Origin of the sequence: Streptomyces sp. MUSC 14, assembly GCF_001866675.1 — a bacterium.
Classification (GTDB): domain Bacteria; phylum Actinomycetota; class Actinomycetes; order Streptomycetales; family Streptomycetaceae; genus Streptomyces.
The window spans coordinates 1-11,457 of record NZ_MLYN01000112.1 but is presented as its reverse complement, the minus strand read 5'-3'; the positions used below and the strand labels follow the sequence as shown (position 1 = coordinate 11,457).

Sequence of the window (11,457 nt, the reverse complement as noted above, 5' to 3'; positions counted from 1 at the left end):
CCACAGGACGTTCCACACCATCAGGACCATGGCCAAAAGCACGTCCAGCCCGATCAGCTGAGTCGGCCTCAGCCTCCTGGCGAAGGACGCCATGTCATGCCTCACCATCATGCCTCGCACGCATCCGACCCTAGCCAGGAGAGTGATCATCCGCCTCTGTCCAGAGACAGAGATCAGCCGGTCGTCCCGTGGCCAGATCCGCGGAGCGGGCACCCTCGGCCAGGGTCGGCCGCATGGACCTCTCCCGGACGCCCGCCCGCCGATGGCTTTCCCCTGTGCCCTGGGGCTTCGCCCTGCTCGCCGCCGCGTCGTCCCTGACCTGCGGAGCCGATCACGCGGTGAACACCTGGGCATCGACCGACCTGGCCAACATGGATGATCACCCCGTGGAAGCACTCATCGCCTCCGCCTTCCTGTTCGGCACCGATCCCTGGGCCTGTCTGCGCGGCATCGCCCTTGCCGGGGCCGTACTGGCGTTTCTCGTCGTCCGGTTCGGCAACATGCGGGCGGTCGCGCTGATCGCGGCCGGCCAAGTCCTCGGCACACTGGTGAGCGAAGGGCTGCTGGCAGCGCGGATCGCGGCGGGCCAAGCAGACCCGGCGCTGCGTGCGACGCTGGACGTCGGCCCGTCCTACGTGATCGTCTCGGCCCTGGCCGCCGTGGTGGCAGCGGGGGCCAGGCGGTGGCACCGATGGACCGCGCTGGCCGCGCTCGCGGTGCGCGCACCGCACATCACGAGTGGCCTGACCACGCTGGGGGTCACTCCCGTCGGCCACGTGACAGCACTGTTCACCGGCATGCTGCTGGCATGGGGTCTGCGGTCGTCCGACGCCCGCCACCGCTGCCTGCGCCGACTGACGTTACGTGCAGCGCCGCTTCAGACCGAACCTGGCGCCCTCGCCCCCGTATCAGGCCCGGATGCCGAGGATGTCGCGGGTGCCGTCCACGGTCACCGCCATCACCACGTAGACGGGACGGTTCGCGACCTGCCCGTCCCCGGTCTTGACGTTGATGGCGTCCATGAACAGGACCCGGGTAGACGCGGTCGAGGGGTCGGTTCTGCCGTTCGGCCGTGCCGTCCATGACTTTGGGCTGTTGTCTTTCCGATCTCGAGTGGTGTCCGTCGAACGGGGGCTCGATCGGGTGATTGCGGCCGGTGCCGGGCATGGGAACAGGGCCTCTTGGTAGCTCGGAGGGTGTCTGCGCCAATTCGTCTGCCAGGAGTTTCAATGACTGGGCCAAGCCGCCTGCGCGATCGGCGGGGCGGAGGTGAAGACCCTGTCGTCGCGCAGAGCCCGATCGGCCACGAACGCGAGTACCGGGCCACCCTCGCCGAGGGACCGGCCGCACAGATCGTCTCCACGCGGCGAGGGGACTGACACATCCCAAGCCGCGTCGGACGCGGCCGTGTTCCTCCCCTCGTCCTTGTCGTCCCGCCGGTCATGTTTTCTGCACGAAGTGCGCCGGAAAGCCGCCGAGGTTCCATGGACAACGTGGCACTTGTGGGCAGTTCGCCCTGAATGCTGTTTATGGTCTGACACCTCAGCACACAGGGGGAAACATCATCGGTACTGCGGTCGTGATCTGCGTCACGTCTCGCTGCGGAGGGGGCACTTCCGCGGCGAAGGGCGAATGATTCCCCGCTGTGCATGTGCCGTACACGTTGCGCATGTGCGCCATTGCCTGACCTTGGCCGAGCAAATGAGATGTAGTCAAGAAAAAAAGGGCGCTAGCGGTCGCCATGGAGCGGTACCTTCCGGTAATTCGCGGAAGATCAAGTCGCTTGAAGGGTCTCGGGTTCCGGCATACGTTCGGGTGGTCTTCCGGATCGCCGGGGGATATTTCCGGATTCAGGAGGTTCAGAGATGAACGCCGAGCAGATCACTGAGGTTGAGGTCGAGGTCGACGAACTGGCCGAGGAGTTCGGCATGACGGTTTCGGGTGTGGCCTACTACGCCCCGGCCGTCTGATCTTGATCGGACGACTCGTCCGTCTTGACTGAGACGGACTTCCGATGGCCGCAGGGGGGCGCCCTCCTGCGGCCATCGGCACTTGGCACCGCGTCACAGCGCACCACAGGATCAGGCAGAGGAGTTGTCGGTGGAGAAGTTTCTGCGCACCACGGTGCCTGTCGAACAGCTGACACCCATGGTCGAATTGCCGCCCAGCGCCTTCACTCCCGAGCCGGTGCCGCGCTCCCGTGAACTGCTGGCCTCGTACTTTGATCTGGAGAGCTCGGGCGGCCCGCTGCACGCCCAGTGCACGGCCGATGTCGGCCGCCGTCTGGTTGAGGGGCTGCCGGTGCCCGTCTACCAGATCGCTTCCCTGGGGCTGTTGCGGGAAGCCCTCAAGGCCGAGCAGCCCCGTGAGCTCAACCCGGAGGATCCGCGGGATGTGCCCGAGACGGCGCGGTCCAAGAGCTGGTGGCAGCTGTGCGGCATGATCGACGGTTGGCATGGCCTGAGCGCGGCCGACCGTTCCCGGGTCGTGACCTCACTGGCCAAACTCGGCTTCTGGAAGACCGTGGCCCAGCTCGTCCGGGCCGACACCCCAGGCGGCGACTGTCTGGACTCGCTGCGGTTGACCTACTTCCGGCACAATGCCGACGCACAGCTCGCCCCCGACGCGAAGACCGCGGCCGCGGCGTTTGTGCGGGCACGCGGCGTGATGGAGACCATCGCCCAGCGCGAGGACTTCCCCGCGCCCGTACGCTTCGGCGCTGCTGCCCACATGATCGTCCTGTGTGCCAAGGGCGACCGGGAGAAGGCGTTGGCGGCCATGCGGCACTGGCGGCAGGCCGCCGACGAAATGGCGCGCCAGGCGGAAGAACCGATGGAGGCGCTGCACACCTCCATCTACTGGCGCGGCGTCGCCTTCATCCCGTTCTTCGAGGGCGATCACGCTGAGGTGAAGCGGCAGCTGGAACTCGCCGAGCAATACGCCCTGGAGGCGGTGAAGACAGCGGATCCGGACAGCGCGCCGCTGGCACGGGAGAATGTCCACCCCGTGCTGGAGACCTCCGGGCGTTCGGCGAAAGCCCGCGGTGATCTCGCGGCCGCGGAGCGGTTCTACCGTCGCATGGCCGAGTGGGATCCGCTGGACGCAAAGGTGCACGTGCGGCTGGGGGACTTCCTCAGGGGGGAGCAGCGCACCGCCGAGGCTCGCGATGTGTACCGGACGGCGGCGCGCCTGGGCGCCCCCTACGCCGCTTACGCGCACTGCCAAGCGGCGCGCTGCTCCATCGAGCTGGGCGAGAGCCAGGATGCCCACGCACCGCTGGTGGCCTCCGCCACTTTGGACCGGCGTGCTCTGTCGCCGCTGATCCTCCTGCGGGATCTCTGCACCACTGCCGCACTGTCCCCGCTGAAGGCGTGGGCCGTGAGCGAGTTGGGTGCCCGGATGCAGGCGGCCCGTTGAGCACGGACCCGAACCCGCTGCTGACAACGCCGGGAGTGACCGGCACACCGTACGGCATCCAACCGTTCGCCGCGATCCGCCCCGAGCACTATCTGCCAGCGCTGGAGGCTGTCCTCTCACAGCGGGAGGCACGCGTCCGGGCCATCGCGCAGAACCCCGATCCGCCCGGTTTCGCCAACACCGTCGAGGCGCTTGAGCTGTCGGGCGGTCAGCTGCAGTACCTGCACGACGCGTTCACCCATCAGGTCACCGCCGGAGGCTGTGCGGAGCTGGCCGCGGTGGAGCAGGACTTCGCCGTGCGGCTGTCGCGTCACGAGGGGCGCATCGTGCGCAACCGGCAGCTGGCCACCCGTATCGAAGCCGTCTACGCGCAGCGGGGCGAGCTGGATGCCCAGCCCGCTGCGCTCGTCGAGTTCTGGCGGCGCCGGCTGCACCGGGCCGGGGCCATGCTGGACTCCGTCACCGCCCGGGAACTGGGCGCCGTCAACCGGGAGTTGTCGCGCGCGTGCGCGGCCTATCGGCAGGAGTTGATCCGCGGCGCCGAAAAGCACGCGCTGCTGCTGGAGGACGCCGATGCGCTGCATGGGCTGCCGGCCGACCAGGTGGCGGCCGCCGCTCGTGCGGCCCGGCGTTCCGGCCAGTCCGCGGGCCGGTATGTGCTGTCGTTGGTGTCGTCCACCAGCCAGCCTGCCCTGGCCCAGCTCACAGACCGTGCCATGCGTCGGTCGCTGCTGGAGCACGCGCTGCAGCGGGGCGCGGACAACGAGGACCGGGCCGGGCAGATCGCGCGGCTGCGGGCGCGGCAGGCCCGTCTTCTGGGCCATGCGACGTTCGCGGCCTACGCCACGCAGGAACAGACGGCAGCAAGCCCCGAGGCAGTGGAGGACATGTTCCACCGCCTGGCCGCACCGCTCATCCGCGCGGCCGCCGAGGAGCGCAGGCGGCTGGAGGCCGCAGCCGCGCACAGGATCGAGGCGTGGGACTGGGCGTACTACACGGCCCGGACGACAGGTGACGGCGGCGGGCCGGCGCCGCAGGAACTGCGGGAGTACTTCGCGCTGGACGCGGTCCTGGCCGACGGGCTCTTCGACAGCGCCCGGCTGCTGTACGGGCTGACGTTCACCGAGCGGGCCGACATCACCGCCCACCACCCCGCGGCCCGGATCTTCGAGGTCACCGACAAGCACGATCGGCCCATAGGGCTCTACCTGATCGACACGTACGCCCGGCAGGGCAAGCGGGGCGGTGCGTGGACGGGGATCCTGCGGCCCCAGGCCCATGCCACCGGTGCCCGGCCCATCGTGGTGAACACCTTCAACCTCACCGCCCCCGGCCCGGGCCAGCCGTGCCTGCTGAATCCTGCCGAAGTCGTCACACTGTTCCATGAGTTCGGGCACGCGCTGCACGCCCTGCTCTCGGATGTGTCCTATCCGGCCCACTCGGCCCCTGGCGTGCCGCGGGATTTCTCCGAAGCCCCCGCCCAAGTCCACGAGACGTGGGCATTCCACCCCACGCTGCTTGCCCGCTATGCCCGACACCATGCCACCCGACGCCCCCTGCCCGACGAGTGGATCAAACACCTGGGGGCGGGACAGGCCCCGGGCGGAGTGCATATGCTCGTGGAGATCCTCGGCGCGGCCGTGGTGGACTGGGCCTGGCACACCCGGCCAGCAGATGCGCGAGATGCCTGGGATGCTGCCGCGATCGAGGAGCAAGCCGTAGCCCGCTGGGGCCTGGACACTGTGCCCGAGATCCCGCCCCGCTACCGTTCGGGCTACTTCGACCACGTCTTCCACGGACCCTACGGCGCCGGCTTCTACGCCTATTTGTGGTCGGAGATCATCGCCGCAGACATCGCCGACACGCTCGACCAGCACGGTGGTCTCACCCGCGAGAACGGCGAGCGGCTGCGTCGGCTGCTCTGCGCGGGCGGGGCACGTGACGCGATGGCGATGTTCACAGAACTGACCGGCCACGACCAACCCCGCATCGAACCGTTCCTGCGCCGGCGTGGCCTGTAAACCCACCTCCACCCGACCTCTCCGAAAGGCAGGACACGCGCGTGAGCTCCACCGACTTCCTCGGCGGCGAACTGGCCCTTGCTCACAAGGACGATCCCGTCCTGGATGCCTACACCGCCAAACTGCGCGCTTCCGTCCCCAAGGTCGTCAAGCGGCTGGGCCAGCTCGGCGGGGAGGAGACCCAGAACGAGCTGACATTGTGGTCCGAGCGGTTCGCCGCGCTGGACGACGCCGACGCCCGGCGGGTGGTGTCCCACCCGATGTTCTCCTACCTGTGGCGGCAGCTGATGCTCGCGGCCCAGCGCAAGGACGGCGAGTTCATCCGCACCTGGTCGCGGCACTTCGGGCGCATGGTGATCCTGCCGTACCTGCTCGGACCCGGCCGGCGCCCCGGGGCGGTTGAACTCGACCTGCCGGAACCGGCGACCGAACTACGCTTTCCCGGCCGACGCCACCACCTGCTCTTCGACGCGGCCGTGGCGCAGATCGTGATCGCCGAGGACGGGGACGGGGCGATCCGCAAGGGCATCGTGAGCGTGCCCGCCACGTACCTGCTGGGCGACGGCGACGACCGGCTGGGCCACACCCTGCGCACGCGACGCCCGATGATCAGCGGCACCGGCATAGAGATCGACAACACCGATCCCTGGATCGCCCGCCACTTCGCCTCGATGAACTCGCACGAACCCCAGCCCGGGTACCCGCGCTCCGATCTCGCCGTGCGCGAGATCAGCCCGCAGGACGTCGACCACATCTCCCAGGCGTTCGCCCTCATCGAGGACGCCTGGCCCGAGCTCGCCGCGGAGATCCACGCCTACACACGCCTGTTCGTGCCCTACGCCTCTGAATTCCACTCCTCCTTCACCGAGGCCATCCTGATGGGCGCGGTGTTCCTGTCCGAAGCGGTCCAGCCGTTCGACGCCCTGCACCACACAGCCGAGCACCTGCTGCACGAGAACTCCCACCTGCGGCTCATGCTGCTTCTGGAGCTCGACCCCCTGGTGACGGTCGCCGAAGGAGCCACCTTCAACTCACCCGTGCGCAAGGACGCCCGCCCGCTATGGGGCATGCTGATGGCCGTCCACGCCTTCGCCCGCATTACCGCCTTCCACCGCCGCGCGTACGAGAAGACCGGACACACCATCCACCGGGAACTCCAGCTCAAGAACGCCGGCCTGCTGAAGAACGGTTTGGACGAGATCGAGAGCGAGCCGTCGGCACAGTTCACCGCGGCGGGCTCAATCTTGTGGGCGCAGATGCGCGCGGAGATCGCGAGGGCTGTCTGATGGCCGACACAGTGGATACGACACGGCAGGCAGCGGGGTTCCGGGAACTGCTGGCGAACGGCCCGGTCCGGCTGCTCGTCATCTGTTCCCTGATCAACTCCGTGGGTTTCTTCGCGATGATGCCCTTCCTCGCGCTCTACCTCGCGGACCTCACCACGCTTCCCCCCGCGGCGATCGGCGCGTTCACCGGATCCGTCGCCCTGGTGGGAGCGATCGGCGCCCTTGTCGGCGGCACGATGACCGACCGGGCAGGGGCAGATATCCTGCTGCGCGCGGGATTCGCCCTCTACACACTGCTGAGCGCGGCGCTCGCACTGGTCACGCTGCCCGCCGTGGTCCTCCCGCTGATCGTCTGCCTGGGTGGGGCCCTGATGCTGGTGGGTCCGTCCCTGAAGAAGCTCATGAGCCTCGCGGCCGGAGAAGGCGGAGACCTGGTGTTCCGCATGCGGTTCATGACTTTGTCCACCGGTGCCGCCCTGGGCCCCCTCCTGGGCGCGGCCGCCTACAACATGTCCCATCGCGCCCTGTTCGGTGCCTCCGCCGTGCTGTTCGCCCTCTGCCTGACCCTGGTCCACGCCCGGCGTCAAAGTCTGAAGGCGTTGGACGTACAGACACAGCGCACGCACCGGCAGCGCTGGATATGGGTCCAGGCGCTCCACGACAGGCGGTTCCGCCTGGTCCTGGCCTCCTCAGTGCTGATCACCCTGGTCTTCTCCCAGTTCGAATCCACCTTCACCCTCTATCTGAAGGACGAGTCCGGCTCCAGCGCTCCCACCTTGTTCGCCGCCTTGTTCGCCGCCCACGCCGTGCTCGCCTTCCTCTACCAGTGGCCCGCCGCCACGCTCGCCCGCCGCATGGCACTGCCGGCGCAAGCTGCATGGGGCTGCGCCGGATTCGCCGTCGCCTTCCTCTGCTGGGGTACCTCCCACGGGGGCCTCGCCCTCCTGCTCACCGGCGTGGTTGCCTGGACGGTCGGCGAAGCGATCCTCATGCCGATGGCCGACCTCATCACCCACCGGATCACCCCCGACGCGCAAAAAGGCACCTTCTTTGGCGCTCTGGAGCTTCGCTACCTGGGGTTCTCCACCGGCCCTGTGCTCGGCGGTGCGCTGCTCGACACCAGCCAGTGGACCTACTTCGGCGTGATGGCGGCGGTGTCGTTCGCGGCCTGGCCGCTGCTGCGCGCCCGCGCGTTGCGTCCGGAGGCCGGCTGACGCTTGCCCAGCCCCACAGGACATCTGCGGCTCTGCGCGCGGCGGCTGGCCGGTCTGCCACCGGCACATCACCGTCATCACCACCACGACCGGGACCGGCCCGGAAGGGTTCACCTGCCAGTCCTTCACCCCATTATCCCTGGACCCGGTGCCGATCTCCTTCAACGTCTCCCGCACTTCGCGCACCTGGCCCCGCATACAGGAAGCAGAAACCTTCTGCGTGAACCTGCTCGCCGCACACCAGGAACCCGTCGCCCGGGCCTTTGCCACCCAAGGAACCGCACGGTTCGACGGCGTGGACTACACCTGCGAAGACGGCAACGGCGCCCCACGCCCGGCAGAAGCCGCAGCCTGGCCGGATGCCACCATCGAGGACACCCACGGCGGCGGAGACCACCTGATCGTCATTGGCCGGGTCACCGCAGCCCTCACAGCGGCAATGAAAACGTCCTGCTATTCCATCAGGGCGTGTACGCCAAGCCGGAGGTTCCGGTCGGGCCTCACCAGCTGCCGGGCCCACCAGCACGCCGCGGGAGTCTTCGTCTGGGGGTTCTGGGGCGTACGGGCGGGCTCTTGGGCCCGGGAACGGCGGTCTACCGAGGTGCGTCGCGATACGCGGCGGTCGCGCGGATCTCGACAAGGAGTCCGGGACTGGCGAGGCCGCTGACCCCGATGATCGTCCAGGTCGGGTAGGGCGCTTTGACGAGGCGCTGTTTGGCCTCGATGAAGCCGGGCAGGTGCTGGCGGATATCGACGTGGTAGCTGGTGACGTCGACGAGGGCGGAGGCGTCGAGGTTCTCCAGCCGAAGGATCTCCTCGATCTTCAGGATGGCGGTCTCGGTCTGCTCTTCGATGGTGTCCGGGATGGTTCCGTCGGCGCGGCGACCGATCGTTCCGGCGATGAACAATAGACCGTGCGCGCGGACCGCGGCGGAATAGCCGAAGCCTGCGAAGGCGCTGGCGGTTTGCCCGAAGACCGGATTGTCCTCGGCGACCTCGACGGTGTGGACGGTCATTGCGGTTGTTCCTTTTCCTTGTTGGCGGGGTCGTGGAGCCCGTGAAGTCAGTTGCCCCAGCGCGACGAACGGCAGACGTGTTCCAGCCGGGTCCGGCCGAAGGTCTCGCGTTCGCGGAGGAATTCGCCGGGGATCGCGTACCGGGGTGCGTTCTTCGGGTTTCTCACGGCCTGCGCGACGATCGCGTCAGTGAGTGAGCGGACCATGTCCAGCCGGGGATAGGCGGCGTGCACAGCGTCGGCCTGCTCGTCGGTGACGGCGTCGACGTGGTCTGCGCCCAGTGGGCCGCCGAAGTCGAGGGCGACGCCTTCGCGGACGAGTACACACAGCGTGCCGCGGCGTTCCGCGATGCCCGGGGAGGTGTGCAGGGCGATGGCCTGCCAGACCTGGTCAGCGTCGGCTGCGGGCACTGCGTGGTCGATCAGGAATGCGGCGGCCCGGTCGGCGCCTTCGACCTCGAACCGCTGGCTGTGCGGGCCGTCCGAGGCCACGCCGAGGTCGTGCATCGCGCACGCGGCGAACAACAGGTCGTCGTGGTAGTCGTGGCCGACGGTCAGGCCGAGGCGCCCGGCAACCAGCCGGGCGAACAGATAGCTGCGGATGCTGTGGTTGAAGACAGACGGCGTTTCCACCGGTCGGATGAGGTTCAAGACGGCCTCGGCAAGCGGTGTGCCGGGCAGCGTGATCGGGTCGGCGGTCGCCTCGTGAGTACGTCCGGTCATGTCTTCAGCCTGGCCGCGACCGCCCTGACCTGGCGAGAGGCAAAATTTCCTAACTTCGTTAGAATCTTGCCATGACAGTGCACCGAGTCGCGGTCCTGGCGCTGGACGGGGTCACCCCACTCGACCTGGCGATCCCGACGCAGATCTTCACCACCCGGCCGGAAACCCGCTACGAGACGACCCTGTGCGCGCTGGAGGCGAAGGTGGCCACCACCGCGGGCTTCGCACTGGTCGCCGACGGGGGCCTGGAACAGGTGCGCACCGCCGACACCGTGATCGTGCCGGGATTCGAACCAATCCTCCCGTTGCCCGACACCGTGCTCGACACACTGAGCGAAGCTCGCGACCGAGGCAAGCGTGTGGTGTCGATCTGCACGGGCGCGTTCGCGCTGGCCGCAGCAGGCGTACTGAACGGGCTGCACGCCACGACCCACTGGAAGCACATCGACGAGTTCGAGCGGGGCTTCCCGGCTGTCACGGTCGACCGCGACGTGCTCTACGTCGACGAGGGCGACGTGCTCACCTCGGCCGGGGTGTGCTGCGGCATCGACCTGTGCCTGCACATCGTACGCCGCGACCTGGGAGCCGAGGTGGCCAACCAGATCGCCCGCGGTCTGGTCGCCGCCCCCCACCGAGACGGCGGGCAGGCCCAGTACGTACCGGCTCCCGTCGCGGTGGCCGGTCAGGCGTCGCTGTCCGGTACCCGTGGATGGGCCCTGCACCGGCTCGGCGAGCCACTCACCCTGCGCGTGCTTGCCCGGCACGCGGGCCTCTCGCAGCGCACCTTCATGCGCCGGTTCAGCGAGGAGACGGGCACGACCCCGTTGCAGTGGCTGCTCAACGCCCGGCTCGGCAGGGCGCGGGAACTGCTGGAAACCACAGACCGCTCGGTGGAACAGGTGGCGCGGGACTGCGGGCTGGGCACGGCAGCCAACCTGCGGCTGCACTTCCGGCGCGCACTGGACACCACCCCCACTGCCTACCGCCGCACCTTCACACGCTCGACGTCGCCGGCAGTCCCGCGCTCAGACTGAGAACGGCCACCACGACACCCATGGGTTCCGGAAGCGGGCCGCTGCCGTCCAAGTTGCCGAGCAGACAAGGAGAAGCGTCGAACCCGAGCCTCACGAGAACGTGCTCGTCCTCGTGTCGCAGTGAGGTCTCCGGCCTGGTCCGGGCGGCGAGACCGCAGCGGGCAGTAGCTGCCGGAGTCGTCGGCGGGCTCAAGCAGACCGCCATGAACGTCGGGTCGACCCTCGGTATCGCCGTCGCGGCCAGCACGAGCAGGACGCCAGTCCCGGCGTTTGGTTCCACCCTGCTGATCCTGGCCGGAATCGCTGTCCTCGGCCTGCTGTCCGCGTCGCTGCTCCCCTCTGGGCGCACGGTTGACCATGCAGGACGCGGCACCACTGGCCAGGTCCCCCCGATAACCGCACCGTTGACCGTTCGGTGCACGTCGCCTAGTACAGACCCAACAAATCTCTGCTTGCACACTCCGTCGATCAAGGCACCTGATGGGACGTAACTCGCCTGGCAGAGTGGCAGATGCCTTGATCGCCTCCCGCCTGACTTACAGGCCGGAGGTGTGCCTATTACACAAAGGGGGCCGTTCGATGGCTATTGGCATGACAAAGGTCGCGGTGACAGGACTGGGCGCCACGACACCTCTCGGCGGTGACGTTTCCTCGACCTGGAGCGGACTGCTAGTAGGACTCCGTTAGGTCTGTGTGGCGACCTTGTTCAGGGGCACGGTGAGTGTGTGGACGCACATGAAGTGAACC

At 68.4% G+C, this 11,457-nt stretch carries 9 protein-coding genes and 2 pseudogenes; 8 read left to right on the top strand and 3 right to left on the bottom strand.

The features are described from left to right. Nucleotides 1-233: 233 nt before the first annotated feature. Nucleotides 234-788: pseudogene (locus tag BIV25_RS54885) on the top strand (rhomboid-like protein); the annotation flags it as partial. Between the two features lie 123 nt (nt 789-911). Here BIV25_RS54885 and BIV25_RS54880 read toward each other — a convergent pair. Then, nucleotides 912-1,089: pseudogene (locus BIV25_RS54880) on the bottom strand (transposase); the annotation flags it as partial. A gap of 140 nt (nt 1,090-1,229) precedes the next feature. On the opposite strand from BIV25_RS54880, the gene BIV25_RS51895 reads away from it, so the two are divergent. The 6 genes from BIV25_RS51895 to BIV25_RS54875 all read left to right on the top strand — a co-directional run bounded on the left by BIV25_RS51895 (nt 1,230) and on the right by BIV25_RS54875 (nt 8,605). Further along, nucleotides 1,230-1,379: a hypothetical protein gene (locus BIV25_RS51895; protein WP_177235657.1), complete on the top strand. Its 150-nt coding sequence runs from the start codon at nt 1,230-1,232 to the stop codon at nt 1,377-1,379. 715 nt (nt 1,380-2,094) lie between these two features. Then, nucleotides 2,095-3,417, top strand: a complete 1,323-nt coding sequence (locus tag BIV25_RS45155) for a hypothetical protein (RefSeq protein WP_143076834.1) — start codon at nt 2,095-2,097, stop codon at nt 3,415-3,417. A gap of 35 nt (nt 3,418-3,452) precedes the next feature. Continuing rightward, a complete protein-coding gene (locus tag BIV25_RS45150; protein WP_079177311.1) occupies nt 3,453-5,438 on the top strand; it encodes a M3 family metallopeptidase in 1,986 nt (661 codons plus the stop codon). Between the two features lie 41 nt (nt 5,439-5,479). Further along, nucleotides 5,480-6,724 (top strand): HEXXH motif-containing putative peptide modification protein, encoded by a 1,245-nt coding sequence (locus tag BIV25_RS45145; protein WP_071378422.1) that lies wholly within the window; start codon nt 5,480-5,482, stop codon nt 6,722-6,724. After that, nucleotides 6,724-7,938 carry an MFS transporter gene (locus tag BIV25_RS45140; RefSeq protein ID WP_079177310.1) on the top strand — a complete coding sequence of 405 codons (1,215 nt, stop codon included), beginning with the start codon at nt 6,724-6,726 and terminating at the stop codon, nt 7,936-7,938. Before BIV25_RS45145 ends, BIV25_RS45140 begins: the two co-directional genes overlap by 1 nt. Before the next feature lie 22 nt (nt 7,939-7,960). Then, complete coding sequence (locus BIV25_RS54875) at nt 7,961-8,605, top strand: flavin reductase family protein (protein WP_079177309.1); 645 nt, start codon at nt 7,961-7,963, stop codon at nt 8,603-8,605. On the opposite strand, the gene BIV25_RS45135 is transcribed toward BIV25_RS54875, so the two are convergent. Further along, nucleotides 8,532-8,954, bottom strand: a complete 423-nt coding sequence (locus BIV25_RS45135) for a Rid family hydrolase (protein WP_071378421.1) — start codon at nt 8,952-8,954, stop codon at nt 8,532-8,534. The genes BIV25_RS54875 and BIV25_RS45135 overlap by 74 nt on opposite strands. 47 nt (nt 8,955-9,001) lie before the next feature. Continuing rightward, nucleotides 9,002-9,676, bottom strand: a complete 675-nt coding sequence (locus BIV25_RS45130; protein ID WP_071378420.1) for an HD domain-containing protein — start codon at nt 9,674-9,676, stop codon at nt 9,002-9,004. A 71-nt stretch (nt 9,677-9,747) separates the two neighbouring features. Here BIV25_RS45130 and BIV25_RS45125 point away from each other — a divergent pair, with 71 nt between their 5' ends. After that, nucleotides 9,748-10,710: a GlxA family transcriptional regulator gene (locus BIV25_RS45125; protein ID WP_071378419.1), complete on the top strand. Its 963-nt coding sequence runs from the start codon at nt 9,748-9,750 to the stop codon at nt 10,708-10,710. The last annotated feature ends 747 nt before the right edge of the window (nt 10,711-11,457 follow it).

Coding starts and splice junctions, on each gene's coding strand:
- BIV25_RS51895 (WP_177235657.1), top strand. CDS start 1,230: ATGACTGGGCCAAGCCGCCTGCGCGATCGGCGGGGCGGAGGTGAAGAC.
- BIV25_RS45140 (WP_079177310.1), top strand. CDS start 6,724: ATGGCCGACACAGTGGATACGACACGGCAGGCAGCGGGGTTCCGGGAA.
- BIV25_RS45135 (WP_071378421.1), bottom strand. CDS start 8,954: ATGACCGTCCACACCGTCGAGGTCGCCGAGGACAATCCGGTCTTCGGG.
- BIV25_RS45130 (WP_071378420.1), bottom strand. CDS start 9,676: ATGACCGGACGTACTCACGAGGCGACCGCCGACCCGATCACGCTGCCC.
- BIV25_RS45125 (WP_071378419.1), top strand. CDS start 9,748: ATGACAGTGCACCGAGTCGCGGTCCTGGCGCTGGACGGGGTCACCCCA.